The following is a 19,715-nucleotide window of genomic DNA, read 5'->3' as shown; positions in this document are numbered from 1 at the left end:
CTGCCCTTTAGGAGGAAATCCTGGCACTCAGTCCGAGTACTCGTGGTAATCCATGCCCTGGCTCTTCAGCTCCTCGACGCGCTTTCGCTCCAGGAAGGAGTACACCGCACCGTGTGGCGCGCCGTCGAGCAGCATGTCCGCGGCGCTCCGCACGATCTCGACCTCGCGTGGCTGACCGATGATGCCCATGGTCGACCCGTAGATGACCACGCTCGCCCCGGTCAGCTCCTCCATCAGTTCGCGGGTGCGTCCACCCTCACCGATGAGTCGGCCCTTCTGACGTCGCAGGTCGTTGTCGTTCCGCGCGGCCCGCTCGATGTCGATGACGTCGAACATCCGGAGCTCGTCGTCCAGCAGGGTCAGCGCCTCCTCCGGCGAGAAGCCCCGGCCGATGGCTTCCACGATGTCCGTCGCCGTCATGGCCTTCACGGAGTCCCCCACGGACTCCACGCGGACGGCCCCGTTCTCGGAGTCGACGGTGAGTTCGACCTCCGCCAGTCGCTCGATGGTCTCGACCGTCTCACCCCCTTCGCCGATGAGGACCCCGATCCGCTCCGTCGGAATCTTCACGTGTTGCATGGGCGGACGTACCCACTCAGCGGGTTTAAGCGTTCGTTCCGCCGGGCTACGGCGGGGACGCTTCCGCGTCCAGATACGCCCGCAACGAGTCCGTCGTGACGTCCACGCCCAGATCGGCAAAAAACGAGGCGACGTTTTTGCAGTCCCGTTCGAGGAAGTCCTCGGCGTTCGGGTGGTGGACGGTGACCGCCTGGCCCACGTCGATCACGGTGATCTGGCCGTCGTGGACGACCAGATTGTACTCGCTGAGATCGCCATGCACCAGGCCCGCGTCGTAGAGCCGTCGCATGTACTCCCTGACGACCGAGAAGGCAGTCTCGGGGTTCTCGATCTCGACCTCGTCGAGGGTCGGTGCCGGCCCGTCCTCGTCACCCAGATACTCCATCACGAGGACGTTGCGCTGGACGGCGATCGGGTCGGGGACGGCCACCCCGGCCTCCCTCGCCCGACGCAGGTTCGAGAACTCCTTGCGCACCCACGCGATGACGACCTTCGTGGTGGTACCCCTGATCCCCTCGAATCGGGGGTCGCCGGCCAGGTAGTCGCTCATCTGCTGGAAGTTGCTCGTCGTCGTGAGATAGACTTTCACCGCGACGGTCTCCCCGTCCTCGCCGATGGCCTCGTAGACGTTTGCCTCCTTGCCCGTCGAAATCGGCCCCCCGAAGGCCTGGAGGTAGTCGTCCTGGACGAGTTTGTACAGGGCGGCGTAGGTGGCATCATCGAAGACCGAGCCCTCGACTTTGAACTGCTCGGTGTCCTTCAGCCGTTTCCGGAACTCGGAGAACTCCCGGTCCTGTCGGCGCGCGATCCGGTCGGCTTCGGTGTCCCGAACCTCGATCTCCTCCCACTCGGCGGAGTCGCCCGATTCGACGAACTCAGTCACGGGTCATTGGATGTGCCCTTCCTCGCGGAGTTGGTCGGCCTCGCTTTTCTCGTATCGCCAGACGATGTCGCCCTTCTCGTCCTGCCAGTCCCAGGGTTCGACCAGGACCACGTCGTCCTCGCGGATCCAGATCCGTTTCTGCATCCGGCCCGGAATGCGGGCAGTGCGCTCGACGCCGTCCGCACACCGGACCTGCACCCGGTTCGCTCCGAGCATGTTCTCGACCACGGCGAATACCTCGTCCTCGTCGGGCATCCTGAGGTCAGTCCGGCCACGCTCGTTCTCGCTCATGACTCCGGATTGGCGACACAAACGCTTAAACCCAATCACACGAGTCCGGGCGACCACCCATAGGAGCACCCCTTTACTTTCGGCCGCTCAAGGGACAGCGATGAGCGAGCCCACCCGGATCGCCTTCGTCTGTGTCGAGAACGCCGGCCGGAGCCAGATGGCGGCGGCATTCGCCAGGCGGACCGTCGAGGAGCGCGACCTCGACGGGATCGAGATCCACTCCGGCGGCACGGACCCCGCCGCGGCGGTCCACGACGTGGTGATCGAGGCCATGGCCGAGACGGGAATCGACATCTCGGAGAACCAACCCCGAAAACTCCCGCGCGAGACGGTCATGGAAATGGATTACGTGATTACCATGGGCTGTTCGGCCGACGACGTCTGCCCGGCCACCTGGCGGGGTGACAGCCGCGACTGGGGGCTTCCGGACCCGGGTGGGCAGCCACTCGACGTGGTCCGAGAGATCCGCGATGAGATCGCCGAGCGAGTCGAGTCGTTGCTCGAAGCAGTCCGAGCCGAGGACGAACCCACGTCGGGCGAAATCGAGCCCGAATTCTGATCAGGACCGCAGTTCTTGCAGTCGTTCCCGGCCGGGTGCGATGAGTTCGTCGAGGTGGGCGGCCAGCCCGGACTTCGCGTCGGCCGGGTGAAGTTCGCCCGACTCCAGATCAGCCGCGAGCGCCTCGAACGAGTCATAGACCAGGTCGCCGCCGTACTCCTCGGGACGGTCGATCCGCACCGTCTCGAAGCGGGGGAAGACGTGGTACTGGTACAGCTGGAGGACCGGATTGACCAGGTCGCCCTCGGGATCCCGGGTCGGCGGACAGAACGCCGCGTTGACCTTCTCCTCGATGTCCTCGCGGGAGTCTTCCATCGAGATGGTCAGCCCCGCACTGGAGGACATCTTCCCGTCGCCGCTCTCCAGATCCCCGAGAATCGGGGTGTGAATCGCCGGGCGCACGTCGTACTCCAGGCTGCGCAGGCCCTCGCGAGCGAGCATGTGGACCTTGCGCTGGTCCATCCCGCCCACGGCCAGGTCCAGATCGAGGTACTCGATGTCTAAGGTCTGCATCAGGGGGTAGACGACGTGTGAGACCGTGACCGTCTCGTCGCCCTTGATCTCGGCCATGGCGCGCTGGGCCCGGTTGAGCGACGTGTCGACCGCCAGGGCGTGCACGTCGAGCACGTACTCCTCGTCGAGCTGGAACTCCGAGCCGTACCGGAATTCGGTCTGCTCGGGGTCGAGCCCGTACGCGACGAACTGGGCCTGCATCTGCTCGGCCGTGGCCTGGATCTCCTCGAAGGTGCCCTTCCCGTTGAGATAGGCGTGGACGTCCGCCAGCAGCACGACGACCTCCATCCCGGCCTCCTGCAGGTCGATGAGCTTGTTCGCGGTCAGCAGGTGACCCAGGTGGAGCACGCCGGAGGGCTCATACCCCACGTAGGCCCGCTTCCCGTCGGGATCGGCGGCCAGGTCCCGAAGCTCCTCCTCGGTAACCACCTCCGAGGCGTTCCGCGTCAGGAGGTCGAACGTATCCATACAGCCCCGGAAACGGCCCGGCGGGTTAGTATTTCTGAAAGCACTCAGGAGTCGAGCAGTTCACTCGGGTCCGCGTCCCGCCGGTCCGCCCGGTGCTCGGAGATAAGCTGATCGACCATCGCGGCGTTCTGCGAGCGGGAGCGTTCCTCGGCGCGATCCGCCCAATCCGCGATAGCCGCCTCGATATCGTCCTCGCGGGCGACCGCCAGTTCGTCGACCTCCTGGATCGTGACCATCTCGGCGGGGGCGACTGGCACGTCGGCCTCGAAGAGCAGTTGATCGGCCACGTCCGAGATCCCGCCGTTCCGGACGACCAGCCGGGGTTCGTGCTCGATCAGTCGCTCGGCCGTCCGGCGACCCGCCCCGGAGGCGTCCCGCAGGTAGACCACATCCCCCGCCGCGATACCGTAGGCCGCCTCGGCGGCCTCGATGGCCTCGACGGTGAACTTCTCGATCACCTTCACTGGGGTCAACCCCTCCTGGGCCACGTCCGCGAAGTTCGAGTGATCGAGCTTCCAGAGGGCCTTCAGCCGTTCGAGTTTCTCTTCGAGGGTCTCCCGGGCCCGGCGCTGTTCGTCGAGTTCGGCCTCCAGGCGGTCGTTCTCCCAGCGGAGTTTCGACACCTCCCGCCTAGTCCGGGCCTCGGTGCGTTCCTCGCGTTTGGCGTCCGAGAGCTTGTCCCGAAGCTCCGCGATCGTCTCGTCTTTCGTATCGAGTCGGCCCTTGAGGTCCTCCACGTGTGATTGCAGCCGGTCGACCTGAGTCTCCAGGTCGTTGATCCGGCGCTGTTCGGGCGAGGGCTCGGCCGGTTCGGGTCCGGCGGATTCTTCGGCCCCCGTTTCGGGTTCCGCCCGGTCCCGGAGAACCGCCTCGACGGAGAGGTCCTCGGCGATCACCTCGCCCACGATCTCGTCCCGATCTGCCGACCGGGGCACCTTCCGGGTTACCCGCTCGATCGTGTCCGCGTAGTCGTCGTGGGCGAACAGTGCCGCCGCCAGGGCGTCCCGCTCGTGGTCGTTGGCCGTGGCGGCGTTCCGGGTTCGATGGAGCTTCTCGTCGACCGGGAGGTCCGCGGTGGGCGTCCAGGCCGCCGCGTCGAAGGAACGACGGATCTTCTCGACAGTCTCGGGTATCGGCGTGACGTCGGCCGCGACCAGCACTGGTCGACCGCGCTCGATGATCCACTCGATAACCGTCGCCATGTCCGCGGTTCGGCTGTGCCAGGTCTCCAGGGGCTCGCCGTCGAGGTCGACGATCCCCACCGCGGTCGTCGTCCCCGGGTCGACGCCCACAAAGACCCGGTCCCGGCGGGTGACAAGCGGTTCGAAGTCGATACCGTCCCGTTCGACCGGTTCGATCTCGATGCGGGTGTCACCGGAACGACCGCCCGAAACCGGGATCTCGCTCATTGGGGCCTCGACGGTGAAGACGGCATTCGAAAAACCGCCGTACTTCTCGGTGACCGAGCGCTCGAAGTCCAGGCCGGCCTCCTCCAGGGCCGAGGCCACCCGGCGAGCTTCGGTCTTGACGTGCCCGTGGATGCGCCGGGTGTATCGGTCCTCGCTCGACCCGCCCTTCCCGATGGAGCGGCCCCGGGAGACCTTGACCGTCGTCCGGTCCGTAAACGCCCGGACCGCAAACCCCACGTTGCGGGCGGCGAGTCGGGCTGCCGCCTCGGCCTCGGCCATGGGATCGGAGTCGTAGGGCACGCCGTGGCGGTTGGCCACCCGGGAGAGTGGCTCCGGGCGCTGATCGCCCGTGACCTGGACGAGCCGGGTCTCGGCGGGAAGGCGTTTCAGAAAGCGGACGAGATCGTCCTTGTCCGCCGCCAGCTCGTACATGTTGTCCGTCGCGAGGAGGGCCGGTTCGGTCTCCTGCACCCGACGCAGGAGTTTGTGATAGCTCACGGTCGTCCGTTCGAGGTCCGTCCCGTCGAAGACACAGAGGGCATACGACGGCGTGTCACCTCGCACGTCACCGCTCTGCACGTCGACGCCGAAGACCACGGCGTCGAGGGCGTCGGTCCGCGTACTCACGGACGGACATAACGGCGAGGCGAATAAGTTCGTTCCGGCCGGGGCAGCCCTGAGCGGACGTGTACGGATCGGACACTGCCGCCAGTCGGGAAAAAGGGGTGGATTGATAGCCGATGCCCGCAAACTTTGCCAACACTGGTGAGAGAGACCCGGGACGCGACTGGCCGACGGGCGAACGATTTGCCCGTCAAGAGCCAGTACGACCGACAATACGGGACTGGAAAGCAATTCGCGTAGCCGGGCAGCCACCACCGACACTCATATGTCACAGGAATGGAACATCGTCGTTTGCGTCAAACAGGTACCCGACGCCGACGACGTCTCGATCGACCCGGATACCGGAACGCTGAATCGCTCCGACGCCGAGGCCGTGCTGAACCAGCCGGATTACAACGCCGTCGAGTCGGCCCTCCAGTTGCGCGAAGCGGTCGGCGGGACCGTCACCGCCGTCACGATGGGGCCGCCCTTCGCCACGGCCGTGCTACAGGAAGCCGTCGCCCTGGGTGCCGACGACGGCGTCCTGCTGACCGACCGTGCCTTCGGCGGGAGTGACACCTGGCCGACGAGCCTGGCGCTTGCCGCGATCGCCGAGGAACTCGACGCCGATGTCGTGATCTGTGGCGAGGAGAGTACGGACTCCTCGACGGGGCAGGTCCCGCCGGGGATCGCCGCGCACAACGACTGGTCCCAGCTCACCTACGTCGAGGAACTCGAACCGAACCCCGAGGAGGACGAACTGATCGCGGTCCGTGACATCGAGGGCGGCCACGAGAAGGTCGCCGCGAGTCTCCCCGTGGTCGTGGCGGTCGGCTTCGGGCTGAACGAACCGCGGATCGCCGGCCTGCACCGCAAAATCTACGCCGAGAACGAGTTCGAGCCCCAGGAGTACTCCGCGAGTGACCTGGGCATCGAGGAGTCGGTCGGCCTCGCGGCCTCACCGACCTCGGTGGGTGGGATGGCCACCGCCGACCCGGTCGAGCGGAAACGGGAGATGGTCGAGGACGTCGAAACGCTCTTCGAGGAACTCGAAAGCACGGGGGCGATCTAGATGCCCGGGGAAGTCGACACCGAGGACTACGCGGACGTCTGGGTCTTCATCGAACAGCACGACGGCGAGGCCGCGAAGGTCTCCTGGGAACTGCTGGCGAAGGGCCGGGAACTCGCCGACGAGAAGGGCGAACGGCTCGTGGCACTGGTCATGGGCGACTCCGTGACACACCTCGCCGAGGAGGCGATCGAGCGCGGGGCCGACGAGGTCCTGGTGGCCGAGGATCCGATCTTCGAGCCCTACCTCCCCGGCCCCTACGGGGAGCAGTTCCGGTACCTCGTCGAGGAGCGTCACCCGGACGTTGTGCTCATCGGCGGGAGCCACACGGGCCGGGACTTTGCCGGTCGCGTGGCCGTCCCGACCTACGCCGGCCTGACTGCTGACTGTACCGAACTCGACATCGAACCGGACACGGGCTTGCTCCTGGCGAAACGGCCGACCTTCGGCGGGGACGCCATGGCGACGATCAAGTGTGTGGAGCATCGCCCGCAGATGGCGACGGTCCGCCCCGGAGTCTTCGACGCAGCCCAACCCGATCCGGACCGCGAGGGCACGATCACCGAGGTCGAGGTCGTCGTCGACGAGAGCCACCAGCGCTCCCGGATGATCGAACGAGTGGTTGGAGACATTACGGACATCACCGACGCGAACGTGGTCGTCGCCGGCGGGTACGGCACCGAGGGCGACTTCGGTCCGGTCGAGGATCTCGCTGCGGCCCTCGGCGGCGAGGTCGCCGCGACCCGTGAAGCCGTCGAGGAGGGCTGGATCGAAGCCGCGAGGCAAGTCGGGCAGACGGGCAAGACCGTCAAACCCGACCTCTACATCGCCTGTGGGATCAGCGGCGCGATCCAGCACCTCGAGGGGATGAACGACTCGAAGACCATCGTCGCGATCAACGACGACCCAAACGCGCCGATCTTCGACGACGCCGATTACGGTATCGTCGGGGACCTCTTCGAGATCTGTCCCGCGCTGACTGAACTCATCGAGCAGAAACGAGGTGAGACCGCATGACCGAGACGCCGAACTACGACGATCACTTCGACGCGATCGTCGTCGGGGCCGGCCTGGCTGGCAGCGCGGCCGCCCTGACGATGGCCCAGGAGGACCTGGAGGTGCTGCTCCTCGAACGTGGCGCCTCGCCGGGTTCGAAGAACGTCTTCGGCGGGACGATGTTCACGCCGCGGGTGCGAGACCTCGTCGGCGAGGACTTCGAGGACGCCCCGACCGAGCGCTACCTCGGTCGCAAGCAGTTCAGCCTGCTCTCACCCGAGGACGAGACAGCCGTCTCGGTCCGGCCCTCGGCGTGGCAGGACCCCCCGCACAACGACACGCACATGGTCCTTCGAGGGGACTTCGACGAGTGGTTCGCCGACCAGGCCGTCGAAGCGGGTGCGACCCTGCTCACCGAGACCACCGTGACCGACGTGATCCGTGAGGGCGAAGACGGCCCGATCGTGGGCGTCGAGACCGACCGCCCTGATGGGGCCATTCGGGCCCCAGTCGTGGTACTTGCCGAAGGAGGTAACTCCCTGGTTTCCGAGGCCGCGGGGCTCAAGGAACCCGACAAGCGCCAGGAGGTCGCCATCGGGGCCAAGGAGGTCCGGAAGTACGACCGCGAGACCATCGAGGACCGGTTCGGACTCGGCGAGAAGGATGGGGCCTCCCACCACTACTTCGGCGAGGGGGCCTGCGGTGGGGCCGTCGGTGGCGGCTTCATTTACACCAACAAGAACACCCTGGCCATCGGCGTCGCCTACACCATCAGCGACGCCGTCGAGGACCCACGGAAACCCGACGAGTTGCTGGACGACTTCAAGCAACACCCGGCCGTCGCGCCGCTCGTGAAGGGTGGGCGGCTGGTCGAGTACTCCGCGAAGGCCATCCCGGAGGGCGGGGCGTCTGCCGTCCCCGATCTGGCCCACGACGGGGCCGTGATCGTCGGCGACGCCGCCAGCCTCGTCCTCAACAACGGCATCCACCTCGAAGGGACGAACATGGCCATCGAGAGCGGGTACTGGGCCGGCAAGGCCGTCGCCGAGGCCGCCGCGGCCGGCCAGTACGACGCCACGGCCCTACAGGCCTACCCCGAGAACCTGGAGGACTCCTTTGTCATGGAGAACCTCGAACACTACGACTGGTTCGGGGACTTCGCCCACGACGAGAAGCAGTTCCTCTTCCAGGAACTCCCGAAGGCCCTCACCGAGGCCGAACTGGAGTTCTTCAAACAGGATCGCGAACCGAAGGAAACCCACGCTAAACGGGCCAAGAACATGGTGATTCGGGCCCTGGGCGGCTGGACCGGCGCGGCCAAACGTGCCTGGAAGTACCGGAAACTCCTGTCATGAGCACACCCAAAACACCCGACATCGAGACCCCGAGCATCGAGGATCGCCTGTACACGAACAAATACACCGACCACGAGGAGTCCCACCTGGGCGTCTTCGAGGAACAGACCTGCCTGGACTGTGAGACCTACGACTGTGTCTCTGTCTGTCCGGCCAACGTCTGGCGCGATGAAGGCGACGGTGACGTGCCCTTCATCGCCTACGAGAACTGCCTGGAGTGTGGGAGCTGTCGGTGGGCCTGTCCCTACGACAACGTGATCTGGGAGAACCCGCCGAACGGCACTGGCATGACCTACCGGTACGGCTAGGCCGACTCCGGATAGGGCACCTCGATCGTCCGGCCGTCCTCGGCCAGGACGATTTCGCCGTCGAAGGCATCCCTGGCCTCCCGCAGCAGGAGCCCAGTGTTGCCGGCGTACCGCGGTGAGACGTGGGTGAGTACGAGTTGTTTCACGCCGGCGTTGCTTGCCAGCCGGGCCGCCTCGCGAGCCGTCGAGTGGCGAGTTTCCCGGGCCCGACCGGCCTCGTCGTCGGCGAACGTGGCGTCGTGGATCAACAGATCGGCGTCTTCCGCCGCTGATTCGACCGTGTGGGTGGGCCGGGTGTCCCCCGTGTACACGACCGTCCGACCCGGTCGAGATGGACCGACGACCTGGTCCGGGTCGACGACCGTCCCGTCTTCGAGTTCGACCGACTCGCCCTCGTGGAGCCTGGAGAACAGCGGGCCAGCCGGGACACCCAGTTCTTCGGCTCGCTCGCGGTCAAAGCGACCCTTGCGATCGGCCTCGACCAGGGCATAGCCCACCGCCGGAGCGTCGTGATCGACCGCGATGGTGCGGATCGTATACTCCTCACGGTCTCTAATGGTCGATCCCGGCGAGACCTCTTCGACCGAGACCGGGAAATCCGGTTCGTGACCGATCGCGTGAATCAACTCGACCACGCTGGTCCGGGTCCCCTCGGGCGTGTAGATCACGAGCGGTTCGCTCCGGCCGTTGAACCCCCAGGTCTGGATGAGTCCCGGGAGCCCGAGGACGTGATCGCCGTGAGCGTGGGTCAGAAAGACCGCATCGACGTCGAATCCGGTCCCAAAGCGCATCATCTGGCGCTGGGTGCCCTCGCCGACGTCGAAGAGGAAGGCCTCGCCGGACCGGCGCAGAAAGATCGAACTGGGGTTGCGGTCGGTCGTCGGAATCGCCCCGCTGGTCCCCAGAAAGGTGACGCGTAGACTCATAGCGGGGGTTCGGCCGGTTCGGATAAACGCGTTTGGACTTCGGGCCCCGAACCGACCGATTCTTACCCGCCGGACGGGTAGTGCCCGGCGATGGAGCGGCCCCTCTGGATCGACCGCCACGCCCCCGAACTCTCGGAGTTGCCACAGGAGCCGGTCCGGGAGCGACTGACCGATGCGGTGAGCGATCCGGTCAACCTGGTCCTGCACGGACCGGCCGGCGTGGGCAAGACGGCCGCGGTCAGAGCGCTCGCCGAGGCGGCCCACGAGGACCCCGAGGGCGATCTGATCGAGATCAACGTCGCTGACTTCTTCGGGATGACCAAGGCGGAGTTGAGCGAGGACCCCCGTTTCGAGCGGTTCATCACGCCCAAGCGCAAGCGCAACTCCTCGAAGGCCGATTTGATCAACTACGTCCTCACCGAGTCCGCGAGCCACCCGCCAGTTTCGGGCTCCTACAACACGATTCTGCTCGACAACGCCGAGGCCATCCGGGAGGACTTCCAGCAGGCCCTCCGGCGCGTGATGGAGCAGTACTACGAGGCGACCCAGTTCGTGCTCACGACCCGCCAGCCGAGCAAGCTCATCTCGCCGATCCGCTCGCGCTGTGTCCCGATTCCCATGCGGGCCCCGACCCGCGAGGAGACGGTCTCGGTCCTCGCGGACATCGCCGAGGCCGAAGGGGTCGACTACGACGAGGAGGGCCTGTCCTATCTGGCCTCCTACGCCGAGGGCGACCTCCGGGAGGCGATTCTGGCCGCCCAGACCGCCGCGGAGAAGCAGGGCGAACTGCTCGGGACCGCGGTCCTGGATCCCCTCCAGGACGTGGGTCTGGCCGACCGAATCGAGGAGATGCTCGCGGCCGCCGAGGACGGACAGTTCACGGACGCCCGCTCGATCCTCGATGACCTGTTGGTCGAAGAGGGCCGGTCCGGGGAGGAACTCCTCGAAGAGCTACTCGCGGTCGCTCGCACCCGATACAGCGGGGACCGCCTCGCCACGCTGCACGCAAAAGCTGGCGAGATCGAGTTCGACCTGACCCAGGGCACCAGCGACCGGATCCACCTCGCCCACCTGCTCTCGACTATCTCGGCTCCAGAACGTGAACGAACCGCGTGAGCGAGCGGTGAACCCGGCGGTCGTGTCGCTCGCGTAGCGTCCAGCCGGCCTCGCGAACCAACTGATCGTACGCCCGATCGGCGACGACCACGGCCCGCGAACTGACCCGCCTGGCCTCCGTGAGTGCGCCCCGGACCAGCTGTTCCAGACCGTGGGTCGCGATTTTCGACTGCCGACCGTAGGGAGCGTCGAAGACGACGGCGTCGATGCTGTCATCGGGAAGCGGCAGTGCAGTGGCATCACCCCGACCAACCAGGAACGGCCCGTCGAGGGCCGCCTGGAGGTTCCGTCGCGTGCCGTGGACCATCTTTGCCTGGGCGTCAAACCCGATGGGGACCCCACCCAGCCGACCCGCTTCGATGAGCAGACCGCCCGTCCCACACATCGGGTCGAGCACGCGATCCGCGGGACCGACCCCGGCAAGGTTCAAGACGGCCCGGGCCAGTCGGGGATCCATGCTCCCGGGCTGGAAGAACGGTCGGTCGGTCGGCTGGCGGCCGTAATCCCGGCGGGCAGTGAGTACCTCCCAGCCCAGCACCGCCAGGTCGTCGGCAAAGAGCGCCACGAGCGTGTGATCCGGGTTCGAGAGGTCAACGGCAAAGCCTCGATCCACGAGCACCTGACCGAGTCGCCGCTCGGCCTGCTGGGTGTCGATCCCGGCCGTGCCCCGAATATCTCGGGCTCGAACCGCGACCGACCCCGAGCGGGAGATCGACGCGGATTTCAGTACTGACGCCGCCGCTTCAGGGTCCCCAGCACTCGTTCCCACGGCCTCGCTGACCCGTCGAGTGAAGGCCAGCCCCCGGGCGCGATCCGGACTCACTGACTCGGCCCGCCCGAGCCCCGGCGCGAGAATCTCGACGTCCGTAGCCGCCGCTCTGGCCTCCGCGGCCGAGAACGGGTCGTCCTCGCCGGCAAACTCAAGGACGTACACGATCGGTCAACGGGTGGCCACGTTCCTGAGCGTGTCGGTCCGGCCCGACTGACTCATCAGTTACCGTGAACACCTGCCATCGACTACAAATATTTATAAGCCTTAAATACAAGTTTAAAACGCACATGACTGATCCCAAGGAAACCATCAACATCGAGAACGTGGTCGCCTCGACCGGGATCGGGCAAGAGCTCGATCTCCAGTCGGTCGCCATGGATCTCGAAGGGGCCGACTACGACCCCGAACAGTTCCCCGGACTGGTCTACCGGACCCAGGACCCCAAGTCGGCCGCGCTGATCTTCCGCTCCGGCAAGATCGTCTGTACCGGCGCGAAAAGCACGGATGACGTCCACGAGAGCCTCCACATCGTCTTCGACAAGCTCCGGGACCTCAGCATTCAGGTCGAGGAGGAGCCCGAGATCGTCGTCCAGAACATCGTCACCAGCGCCGATCTGGGCCGCCAGCTCAACCTCAACGCCATCGCGATCGGCCTGGGTCTGGAGAACATCGAGTACGAGCCCGAACAGTTCCCCGGACTGGTCTATCGACTCGACGAGCCCGAAGTCGTCGCGCTGCTGTTCGGCAGCGGCAAGCTGGTCATCACCGGCGGGAAACAGCCCGAAGACGCCGAACACGCCGTCGACAAGATCGTCTCTCGGCTGGAAGAACTCGGCCTGCTCGAGTAGTTACTCGACGAGTCGCTCGATCTCGGTGATGAGGATGTCCGTCGCCCCTTCTGCTTTGAGTCGGGTGACCGCCCGGAAGACCTCACTCTCCGGCACCACGGCGTGGATCGCGACCTGATCGGTATCCGCGATGTCCATCACGGTCGGGCCGCCCATCCCCGGAATGACCTCTTTGATCCGTTCGAGGTTCGCCGCCGGCGCGTTCAGCATGAGATAGCGGCGATCCTCGGCCGCGAGCACGGATTCGAGCGCGCGGTCGATCTCGGAAGTCTTCCGGTCGTTCAGCACGTCCTCGTGGGCGAAGAGGTGCGCTGAACTCTCCAGCACCTCGTCGATGATCGCGAGGCGGTTGACCGCGAGGGTCGTCCCGGTGCTGGTGATGTCCACGATGGCATCGGCCATCTCGACGTGGGGCGTGAGTTCGGTCGCGCCGGTGACCTCGACGATTTCGGCGTCGACTCCGGCCGCCGCGAAGTGCTTTTTCGTGATGTGGGGGAACTCCGTCGCGACGGTCTTGCCGTTCAGGTCCTGAATGTCCGTGATCTCGCCCTCCTCGGGAGCGGCGACGACGATTCGGCACTGGCCGAATTCGAGGTCCAAGAGCGGTTTCACCACGTCACAGTCGGCCTCCTGGGCCTGGTCGAAGCCGGTGATCCCCAGGTCGGCCGCACCGTCGGCGATGTACTCGGGAATGTCCGCCGCCCGCGCGAAGAGGATCGTGATCTCGGGGTCGACCGTGTCGGCGTACAACTGTCGGTCCTCGCCGTCGACCACGTGGATGCCCGCCCGGTCCAGCAGGTCGACTGCCGGATCGTGGAGCCGGCCCTTGTTCGGTATCGCGATACGCATTAGCGGCCTCTTATAGGCGGGTGCGTATTTGCGTTTCCATCGGACGGCCGAGTACGCAAGCGGCAGATTCAGGGCCGCCCACCGAGAACCGGCGGCCATGTCGACAACGCTCACCAACGGGCACGTCCTCCATCCCGACGGCTCGGTCTCGCGGGCCGACGTTCGTTTCGAACAGTCCACCGGCGAGATCGAGGCGGTCGGCCAGGGACTCGCCGCCGACCGGACCCTCTCCGCCGCGGGCGGCCTGGTCATGCCCGGGCTGGTGAACGCCCACACACACGCCGCGATGACGCTCCTCAGGGGCTATGCCGACGACAAGCCACTCGATGCCTGGCTCAGCGAGGACATCTGGCCGGCCGAGTCGGCCCTGGAACCGGCCGACGTCCGGGCCGGCACCGAACTGGCGCTCCTGGAGATGATTCGGTCGGGCACCACCGCCTTTGCGGACATGTACTTCCACATGGACGAAGTCGTGGCCGCCGTCGAGCGGGCTGGCCTGCGGGCCCGACTCGCCCACGGGATCGTGACGGTCGGCAAGGACGAGGAGGCAGCCACAGCCGACCTCCAGGAGGGCATCGACTTCGCACGCCGGGCGGACGGCGAAGCCAAGGGCCGGGTTCAGACCGCCATCTCACCTCACTCGTTGACGACCGTGGACGAGTCGACGCTGCGAGAGGCGATCCAGGCCGCTCGCGAACTCGGCGTCCCAGTCCACCTCCACGCGAACGAGACCACCGAGGAAGTCGAGCCGATCGTCGAGGAGCGAGGGGTTCGCCCACTCGCCTACGGCAGCGAGCTGGGACTGTTCGACTCCCAGGACTTCTTCGCTCACGGGGTCCACCTGGACGAGACGGAACTGGAACTCCTCGCCGACCGTCAGCCCAGCGTGGTCCACTGCCCGGCCTCGAACATGAAACTGGCCTCCGGAATGGCCCCCGTCGAGGCCCTGCTCGATGCGGGTGTCCCGCTCGCACTTGGGACGGACGGGGCCGCTTCGAACAACGACCTCGACATGTTCGACGAGATGCGAGACGCCGCGCTTCTGGGCAAACTCGCTGCGGACGACGCCAGTGCAGTCCCGGCCGAGGCAGTCATCGAGATGGCCACCGCCGGTGGCGCACGGGCACTCGGCCTTCCGGGGGGCCAGGTCACACCGGGTGCGGCTGCGGACCTGATCGTCGTCGACTTCGAGGCGCCGCGGATGACGCCCGTTCACGACCACGTCTCGCATCTGGTGTATGCGGCCCAGGGGAGTGACGTGCGCCACACGATCGTCGACGGGACGGTGCTCATGCGCGATCGAGACGTTCTGCCCCTCGACGAGCAGGCCGTCCGGGAGACGGCCCAGACCCGCGCGGAACGCCTGGCCGACCGCGCCTGATCCCGGTAACGTTTAAAGCGCGCTGGCCCTCCATCCGGACATGACCGTTTCTCCGATCAGCGACCGGCTCGCTGACGTCGAGTCCGCCGTCGCCGACGGCCGGACGAAAATCGACTGGGCGTACGAACACATGCCGATCCTCCAGTCCCTGCGGGCGGACTTCGAGGCCGAGCAGCCATTTGCGGGACTCACCATCGGAATGGCCCTCCACGTGGAGGCCAAGACTGCGGCCCTCGTCGAGACACTCGCCGCGGGCGGGGCAGAAGTCGCCATCACTGGCTGTAACCCACTCTCCACGCACGACGACGTGAGTGCAGCGCTGGACGCCCACGAGGCAATCACCTCCTATGCCGAACACGGCGTCGACGAGACCGGCTACTACGACGCCATCGAGGCCGTCATCGCCCACGAGCCCGACATCACCGTCGACGACGGCGGCGACCTGGTCTTCCGGATTCACGAGGAACACCCCGAGCTAATCGACTCGATCATCGGCGGCTCCGAGGAGACGACCACCGGGGTCCACCGGCTCCGCTCGATGGACGCCGACGATGCACTCGACTACCCCGTCTTCGCCGTGAACGACACGCCGATGAAGCGGCTGTTCGACAACGTCCATGGCACCGGTGAGGCTTCCCTTTCGAGCATCGCCATGACCACGAACCTCTCCTGGGCCGGCAAGACCGTCGTCGTCGGCGGGTTCGGGCAGTGTGGCCGTGGCGTCGCGCGAAAGGCCGCCGGACAGAACGCCTCGGTCGTCGTCACGGAGGTCGATCCGCGGCGGGCCCTGGAAGCCCACATGGAGGGCTACGAGGTCCTGCCGATGGCCGAGGCCGCAAAGAAAGGCGATGTCTTCATCACCACCACGGGCAACCGGGACGTCATCACACCCGAACACGTGCAGCACATGCAGGACGGCGTGATTCTCGCCAACGCGGGGCACTTCGACGTGGAGATCGACCTGGACGGTCTGGCCGACCTCGCCGTCGAGCAGCGGGCGGTCAGGGACGGTGTTCGGGAGTACAAACTCGAAGATGGGCGCCGGATCAACGTCCTCGCCGAGGGGCGGCTGGTAAACCTCGCGACGCCGGTCTCGCTTGGCCACCCCGTCGAGGTCATGGACCAGAGCTTCGGGATCCAGGCCGTCGCGGTCCGGGAACTGGCGACGAACGGCGACGCCTACGACGCCGGCGTCCACGAGGTTCCCGACGCACTCGATCGGGAGGTCGCGACGATCAAACTCGAAGCCGAGGACATCCAGATCGATGAGTTGACCGACGAACAGGCGGCGTACCTGGACAGCTGGTCACAGGGAACCTGATCGACGGCGAGTGAACTTCTTCGGCTGAGAAGCAGCGCAAAAACGCCCCGTTCGAACCGCTGTGCCCGATCAGGCGTAGCGTTCCAGCGCCGGATCGTCGAGGGACTCGATGACGGCGCCGGCCGTCTCGTCGAGGAGTTGTTGGCCTTCGGCCGTAATGTCCCGGCCCTCACCCTCGCGAGTCATGAGCAGGCCCTCGTCCTCCAGGTCCTGGAGAATCTCGCGGATGACCTTCTGGGACCCGTCGCTGCGCTTGCTCGGGGCGACCGCGTAGCGGTTCGAGCCGCCCTTCGTGCCGCCGTAGGCCGTCGAGAGACTCTCGACGCCGATCGGCGCGTTCATCGCGACCTTCCGAAGGAGACTGGCGGCCCGGCGGGCCCAGAAGTCCTCCTGCTCGGGCGGCAGTTCCCGGTTCGCACCGGTCTTCGTGTAGTCGGCCCAGTCGGGCGCCTCGATTCGGTCCGCGAGCTCCCCGGCGAGCGCGTCGATGAGCTCGTCCGCGGGGGCGTCGTAGAGAGTTGCCATGCCCGCGGATTCTCGATGGCGCTGTTTAAACTATTCGTTCGGCGTTCAGGCTGGACCGGGCGACTTTTTGAGTGGGCTCCCGAGGAGCGAGCATGGACGAACAGGCGGCCCGGTCGGTCGTCGAGGGCCTCGTGAACGCCGCCGGAGACGACGCGGCGGTCGTGGACGGAACGGTGCTCACGATCGACATGCTCCACGAGCGGACGGACTTCCCCCCAGGAACGAGCCGGTATACGACTGGCTGGCGATCGGTGGGTGTCTCCCTCTCGGATGTCGCCGCGATGGGCGCGACCGCGACCGCCACCGTCGCCGCGTTCGGCGTCCCCGAGTTCGATGCGGACGTCCTCGAAACGTTTCTGGAGGGGGCACGGGACGTCTCGACGGCCGTCGGCGCGCAGTACGTCGGGGGCGATCTGGACCAGCACTCGGAGTTCACCGTGGCGACGGCCGCGATCGGAACCACCGAGCAGCCAGTCCGTCGGTCGGGTGCCAGCCCAGGCGAACTCCTCTGTGTCACGGGAACGCTGGGCCGGGGCGCGGCCGGCGTCCGGGCCTTCGAAGCGGGTGCGATCGGTCTCGGGAACGACCTCTTCCAGTTCACCCCCCGGGTCGAGGCCGGCCAGGCGCTCGCCGGGGTCGCGACCGCCATGATGGATTCCAGTGACGGGCTCGCTCGCTCGTTGCACCAGCTCGGGGCGGCAAGCGACGTGGGTTTTCAGGTCGACGGCAACGCGATCCCGGTCGCCGACACCCTCGATCGGTTTCTCGCTGTCGGCGAAACCGGCAGCGAGGTGGCTGGGACATACGGCGGGGATTTCGAACTCGTCTTCACGATTCCAAAAGCCGAACTCGAAGCCGTCCGATCGGCGCTCTCGGTTCCTGTGACAGTTATCGGCGAGGTCCGGCCAGCGGCTGCCGGGATCGAACTCGACGGCGAGCCCCTCCCGGACCAGGGCTACACCCACGGCGAGTCTACAGACCGGTGATCTCGATCGGGACCGGCGTAAAACAGAGCAGTCCGAGGGCGAAGGTTGCCACCCCGAGGAGCTGTCGCCGGCGATCGAGCGGGGTGTCGACGACCGGCGAGGCAGAACCGATCCAGGCCGCGAGCATCGCCATGAACCCCCAGATAACCCACACCGTGACCATCTGGCCGGCGTCGGTCAGCGCGTAGAGCCCGCCGGCCAGCCCGAAAAGCGACAGGGGCACCAGCGGGGCGATCCGCTCCTGGGCCGGCCCGACCATCGCCCGCAGGAGGTGGCCCCCGTCCAGTTGGCCCACCGGAATGAGATTCAGGAAGGTGATGAACATCCCGACCCAGCCGCCGATGACGACGGGGTTGACGACCAGCCGGGGATCGGCATAGGAGAGTGGCTGGCCCATTACGGCGGCGATCGCCTGCAACAGGAGCGGGTAGTTGAACTGCACCTCCACGGTCGACTCCGCGGCCATGACCCACTCGGGGACTTGCACCGGCGGCAGGGACAGTCCGATGACGGTCACGACGACGGTCGCAACCAGGCCCGCCAGTGGGCCGGCGACCCCGATGTCGAAGAGCGCCCGTCGATTCGGGATGCGGCCCTTGACCTTGATCACCGCGCCCATCGTCCCGATGATCGACGGGAAGGGGATGAAGTAGGGGAGGGAGGCCGGGACGTCGTAGTAGCGACTCAGCACGTAGTGACCGAGTTCATGGGTCCCCAGCACGCCCATCACCGCGAGCGTGAACGGGAGGGCCTGCAGGATCGCCGGCGAGAACAGGTCCTCGACGTAGTACCACTGCGTGCCGACCAACAGCGTCGAGAAAATGGTCGCGACCGCGAGGATCACGTTCGTCCAGGGGACCCCGTCGTCGGTTCCCTGGGGGGTCGCCACGAGCACGTACTCACCCAGGCGGCGCTCCAGGCGGACCTCGTAGCCGGCCGCCCGAAACTCGGGCCAGACGGCCTCGACGAGTCGCTCCCGATCCACCAGCGGGTCGCCGTAGTAGTGGATTCCCTCCTCGGCCTCGCTCACCTCGTACACGCGGAAGACCGAGCGCATGGCCTCGGGCGAGGGAAGCCTGTCCGGAGCGGCCGGCGGCATGGGCGGCGATTCGTATTCGAACAGTAAAACGGCGTCGCGTTCGGAGAAGCGACCCGTACGGGGCGAAACGATGGTGGAGCGATCTGCACGTGGGAGTTCCCACGTCGGGAGCCTGGCCCGAACGGCTGAATGCTGGCAGTCTCAGTAGGTTTCGACTGGGACACCCAGCCGTTCGAAGTCCTCGACGTTCGCCGTCAGGACGGCGTCGTCAAGAACCGAGGCCATCGCAGCGATATACGCGTCGTTTGGACCAACGCCGGCGTGGCCGCCGGCCTGATCGTCAGCCGCCGCAAGTAGCTCCCCTGCCGTTCGAGCGATTTCCGCATCGACTGCAACCCGTGGATAGCCCAGCATGCGATTGCGCACCTCCTGACTCGTCGTATCGCTTCGCGCTGTCCCAACACCGTAGTAGACCTCGGCGATAACTGGCGTCGGCAACCATTGCATTTCCCCGTTTTCGACGAGTGTTGTGCCCTTCGCAAACGCACCTGGATCTTCTGCCATCAAATCGAACAGATACGAGGAGTCGATGATCATTCGCCAGTCTCGTTGGTTTCAAACGCGTCGTGAGCGTTTTCGAGGCGGTCCCGATCACCGTTCCGAAAGCGCTCGGCCGCTTCTTTGGCGTTTCTGGCCTCCGCCTCCGTCAGCAACCCGGCGACATCGCCCGGGGGCGGGCCGCGAGTCATCCGGCGAAGTGTCTCTTCCATCGTCTCCCCCTCGTTCTTGTGGGCGCTCAGCCACTCGTGGTATTCCTCGGAGACGCGGATGGTTTTGACCATGGCATATATTAGGATATATGAGTCGAAGAGTGTTACGGCCACTCCCGAGCACGCTCACCGAGCGCGTACGCGAGAGC

22 protein-coding genes are annotated in these 19,715 nt (G+C 66.4%); 10 read left to right on the top strand and 12 right to left on the bottom strand.

Annotation, left to right across the window (positions count from 1 at the left end):
* Positions 1-27 precede the first annotated feature (27 nt).
* Genes HSR6_RS00835 through eif1A form a run of 3 tightly spaced genes read right to left on the bottom strand, consistent with a single transcriptional unit; the run spans position 28 to position 1,753 of the window.
* A complete protein-coding gene (locus tag HSR6_RS00835; RefSeq protein WP_070364157.1) occupies positions 28-579 on the bottom strand; it encodes a KH domain-containing protein in 552 nt (183 codons plus the stop codon).
* A gap of 46 nt (positions 580-625) precedes the next feature.
* Positions 626-1,462, bottom strand: a complete 837-nt coding sequence (gene rio1, locus HSR6_RS00830; RefSeq protein WP_071932547.1) for a serine/threonine-protein kinase Rio1 — start codon at positions 1,460-1,462, stop codon at positions 626-628.
* Between the two features lie 3 nt (positions 1,463-1,465).
* Complete coding sequence (eif1A, locus tag HSR6_RS00825) at positions 1,466-1,753, bottom strand: translation initiation factor eIF-1A (RefSeq protein ID WP_070364155.1); 288 nt, start codon at positions 1,751-1,753, stop codon at positions 1,466-1,468.
* Positions 1,754-1,853: 100 nt separating this feature from the next.
* Here eif1A and HSR6_RS00820 point away from each other — a divergent pair, with 100 nt between their 5' ends.
* Entirely contained in the window at positions 1,854-2,312 is a 459-nt protein-coding gene (locus HSR6_RS00820; RefSeq protein WP_071932546.1) for an arsenate reductase ArsC, read from the top strand.
* Here HSR6_RS00820 and HSR6_RS00815 read toward each other — a convergent pair whose 3' ends face one another.
* Positions 2,313-3,293, bottom strand: a complete 981-nt coding sequence (locus HSR6_RS00815; protein WP_070364153.1) for a tyrosine--tRNA ligase — start codon at positions 3,291-3,293, stop codon at positions 2,313-2,315. It lies immediately after the preceding gene.
* Positions 3,294-3,337: 44 nt separating this feature from the next.
* Positions 3,338-5,329 (bottom strand): DUF460 domain-containing protein, encoded by a 1,992-nt coding sequence (locus tag HSR6_RS00810; protein WP_071932545.1) that lies wholly within the window; start codon positions 5,327-5,329, stop codon positions 3,338-3,340.
* A 262-nt stretch (positions 5,330-5,591) separates the two neighbouring features.
* Between HSR6_RS00810 and HSR6_RS00805 the strand changes: the two genes are divergently transcribed.
* Genes HSR6_RS00805 through HSR6_RS00790 form a run of 4 tightly spaced genes read left to right on the top strand, consistent with a single transcriptional unit; the run spans position 5,592 to position 9,033 of the window.
* Positions 5,592-6,377: an electron transfer flavoprotein subunit beta/FixA family protein gene (locus HSR6_RS00805; protein WP_070364151.1), complete on the top strand. Its 786-nt coding sequence runs from the start codon at positions 5,592-5,594 to the stop codon at positions 6,375-6,377.
* Complete coding sequence (locus tag HSR6_RS00800; protein WP_071932544.1) at positions 6,378-7,391, top strand: electron transfer flavoprotein subunit alpha/FixB family protein; 1,014 nt, start codon at positions 6,378-6,380, stop codon at positions 7,389-7,391.
* Positions 7,388-8,725, top strand: a complete 1,338-nt coding sequence (locus HSR6_RS00795; RefSeq protein ID WP_071932543.1) for an FAD-binding protein — start codon at positions 7,388-7,390, stop codon at positions 8,723-8,725. Before HSR6_RS00800 ends, HSR6_RS00795 begins: the two co-directional genes overlap by 4 nt.
* Positions 8,722-9,033 carry a ferredoxin family protein gene (locus HSR6_RS00790; RefSeq protein WP_070364148.1) on the top strand — a complete coding sequence of 104 codons (312 nt, stop codon included), beginning with the start codon at positions 8,722-8,724 and terminating at the stop codon, positions 9,031-9,033. The genes HSR6_RS00795 and HSR6_RS00790 overlap by 4 nt, the downstream gene beginning before the upstream one ends.
* On the opposite strand, the gene rnz is transcribed toward HSR6_RS00790, so the two are convergent.
* Positions 9,030-9,959, bottom strand: coding sequence for a ribonuclease Z (gene rnz / locus HSR6_RS00785; RefSeq protein ID WP_071932542.1), 930 nt, complete (start codon positions 9,957-9,959; stop codon positions 9,030-9,032). The genes HSR6_RS00790 and rnz overlap by 4 nt on opposite strands.
* 90 nt (positions 9,960-10,049) lie before the next feature.
* Here rnz and HSR6_RS00780 point away from each other — a divergent pair, with 90 nt between their 5' ends.
* Positions 10,050-11,075, top strand: coding sequence for an AAA family ATPase (locus HSR6_RS00780; RefSeq protein ID WP_070364146.1), 1,026 nt, complete (start codon positions 10,050-10,052; stop codon positions 11,073-11,075).
* Here HSR6_RS00780 and HSR6_RS00775 read toward each other — a convergent pair.
* On the bottom strand, positions 11,041-12,009 hold the full coding sequence (locus HSR6_RS00775; RefSeq protein WP_071932541.1) for a methyltransferase domain-containing protein: 969 nt from the start codon (positions 12,007-12,009) through the stop codon (positions 11,041-11,043). The two genes, HSR6_RS00780 and HSR6_RS00775, sit on opposite strands and share 35 nt — an antisense overlap.
* 125 nt (positions 12,010-12,134) lie before the next feature.
* Between HSR6_RS00775 and HSR6_RS00770 the strand changes: the two genes are divergently transcribed.
* Entirely contained in the window at positions 12,135-12,695 is a 561-nt protein-coding gene (locus HSR6_RS00770) for a TATA-box-binding protein (RefSeq protein ID WP_070364144.1), read from the top strand.
* On the opposite strand, the gene hisG is transcribed toward HSR6_RS00770, so the two are convergent.
* A complete protein-coding gene (hisG, locus tag HSR6_RS00765) occupies positions 12,696-13,544 on the bottom strand; it encodes an ATP phosphoribosyltransferase (protein WP_070364143.1) in 849 nt (282 codons plus the stop codon).
* A gap of 97 nt (positions 13,545-13,641) precedes the next feature.
* Here hisG and HSR6_RS00760 point away from each other — a divergent pair, with 97 nt between their 5' ends.
* Complete coding sequence (locus HSR6_RS00760; RefSeq protein ID WP_071932540.1) at positions 13,642-14,925, top strand: amidohydrolase; 1,284 nt, start codon at positions 13,642-13,644, stop codon at positions 14,923-14,925.
* 40 nt (positions 14,926-14,965) lie between these two features.
* On the top strand, positions 14,966-16,246 hold the full coding sequence (locus tag HSR6_RS00755) for an adenosylhomocysteinase (protein WP_071932539.1): 1,281 nt from the start codon (positions 14,966-14,968) through the stop codon (positions 16,244-16,246).
* A 69-nt stretch (positions 16,247-16,315) separates the two neighbouring features.
* On the opposite strand, the gene HSR6_RS00750 is transcribed toward HSR6_RS00755, so the two are convergent.
* Positions 16,316-16,771, bottom strand: a complete 456-nt coding sequence (locus HSR6_RS00750) for a 30S ribosomal protein S19e (RefSeq protein WP_070364140.1) — start codon at positions 16,769-16,771, stop codon at positions 16,316-16,318.
* A gap of 92 nt (positions 16,772-16,863) precedes the next feature.
* Between HSR6_RS00750 and thiL the strand changes: the two genes are divergently transcribed.
* Positions 16,864-17,757 (top strand): thiamine-phosphate kinase, encoded by an 894-nt coding sequence (gene thiL / locus HSR6_RS00745; RefSeq protein ID WP_070364139.1) that lies wholly within the window; start codon positions 16,864-16,866, stop codon positions 17,755-17,757.
* On the opposite strand, the gene HSR6_RS00740 is transcribed toward thiL, so the two are convergent.
* The 3 genes from HSR6_RS00740 to HSR6_RS00730 all read right to left on the bottom strand — a co-directional run bounded on the left by HSR6_RS00740 (position 17,744) and on the right by HSR6_RS00730 (position 19,638).
* Complete coding sequence (locus tag HSR6_RS00740; protein WP_071932538.1) at positions 17,744-18,856, bottom strand: site-2 protease family protein; 1,113 nt, start codon at positions 18,854-18,856, stop codon at positions 17,744-17,746. The two genes, thiL and HSR6_RS00740, sit on opposite strands and share 14 nt — an antisense overlap.
* Before the next feature lie 141 nt (positions 18,857-18,997).
* Positions 18,998-19,360, bottom strand: a complete 363-nt coding sequence (locus HSR6_RS00735; protein WP_233488543.1) for a PIN domain-containing protein — start codon at positions 19,358-19,360, stop codon at positions 18,998-19,000.
* A gap of 29 nt (positions 19,361-19,389) precedes the next feature.
* Positions 19,390-19,638, bottom strand: coding sequence for a hypothetical protein (locus tag HSR6_RS00730; protein WP_070364134.1), 249 nt, complete (start codon positions 19,636-19,638; stop codon positions 19,390-19,392).
* Positions 19,639-19,715: the final 77 nt, after the last annotated feature.

This window comes from Halodesulfurarchaeum formicicum (genome assembly GCF_001886955.1).
Classification (GTDB): Archaea; Halobacteriota; Halobacteria; order Halobacteriales; family Halobacteriaceae; genus Halodesulfurarchaeum; species Halodesulfurarchaeum formicicum.
The sequence above is the reverse complement of the archived record's forward strand: the minus strand, read 5'-3'. Positions and strand labels throughout refer to the sequence as shown.

Bases quoted from the DNA above. Each gene is read 5' to 3' on its own strand.
- HSR6_RS00800 (WP_071932544.1), top strand. From the start codon at position 6,378: ATGCCCGGGGAAGTCGACACCGAGGACTACGCGGACGTCTGGGTCTTC.
- hisG (WP_070364143.1), bottom strand. From the start codon at position 13,544: ATGCGTATCGCGATACCGAACAAGGGCCGGCTCCACGATCCGGCAGTC.
- HSR6_RS00730 (WP_070364134.1), bottom strand. From the start codon at position 19,638: ATGGTCAAAACCATCCGCGTCTCCGAGGAATACCACGAGTGGCTGAGC.
- HSR6_RS00790 (WP_070364148.1), top strand. From the start codon at position 8,722: ATGAGCACACCCAAAACACCCGACATCGAGACCCCGAGCATCGAGGAT.
- eif1A (WP_070364155.1), bottom strand. From the start codon at position 1,753: ATGAGCGAGAACGAGCGTGGCCGGACTGACCTCAGGATGCCCGACGAG.
- HSR6_RS00750 (WP_070364140.1), bottom strand. From the start codon at position 16,771: ATGGCAACTCTCTACGACGCCCCCGCGGACGAGCTCATCGACGCGCTC.
- thiL (WP_070364139.1), top strand. From the start codon at position 16,864: ATGGACGAACAGGCGGCCCGGTCGGTCGTCGAGGGCCTCGTGAACGCC.
- HSR6_RS00820 (WP_071932546.1), top strand. From the start codon at position 1,854: ATGAGCGAGCCCACCCGGATCGCCTTCGTCTGTGTCGAGAACGCCGGC.
- HSR6_RS00795 (WP_071932543.1), top strand. From the start codon at position 7,388: ATGACCGAGACGCCGAACTACGACGATCACTTCGACGCGATCGTCGTC.
- HSR6_RS00815 (WP_070364153.1), bottom strand. From the start codon at position 3,293: ATGGATACGTTCGACCTCCTGACGCGGAACGCCTCGGAGGTGGTTACC.
- HSR6_RS00755 (WP_071932539.1), top strand. From the start codon at position 14,966: ATGACCGTTTCTCCGATCAGCGACCGGCTCGCTGACGTCGAGTCCGCC.
- rnz (WP_071932542.1), bottom strand. From the start codon at position 9,959: ATGAGTCTACGCGTCACCTTTCTGGGGACCAGCGGGGCGATTCCGACG.
- HSR6_RS00760 (WP_071932540.1), top strand. From the start codon at position 13,642: ATGTCGACAACGCTCACCAACGGGCACGTCCTCCATCCCGACGGCTCG.
- HSR6_RS00740 (WP_071932538.1), bottom strand. From the start codon at position 18,856: ATGCCGCCGGCCGCTCCGGACAGGCTTCCCTCGCCCGAGGCCATGCGC.
- HSR6_RS00805 (WP_070364151.1), top strand. From the start codon at position 5,592: ATGTCACAGGAATGGAACATCGTCGTTTGCGTCAAACAGGTACCCGAC.
- HSR6_RS00770 (WP_070364144.1), top strand. From the start codon at position 12,135: ATGACTGATCCCAAGGAAACCATCAACATCGAGAACGTGGTCGCCTCG.
- HSR6_RS00835 (WP_070364157.1), bottom strand. From the start codon at position 579: ATGCAACACGTGAAGATTCCGACGGAGCGGATCGGGGTCCTCATCGGC.
- HSR6_RS00735 (WP_233488543.1), bottom strand. From the start codon at position 19,360: ATGGCAGAAGATCCAGGTGCGTTTGCGAAGGGCACAACACTCGTCGAA.
- HSR6_RS00780 (WP_070364146.1), top strand. From the start codon at position 10,050: ATGGAGCGGCCCCTCTGGATCGACCGCCACGCCCCCGAACTCTCGGAG.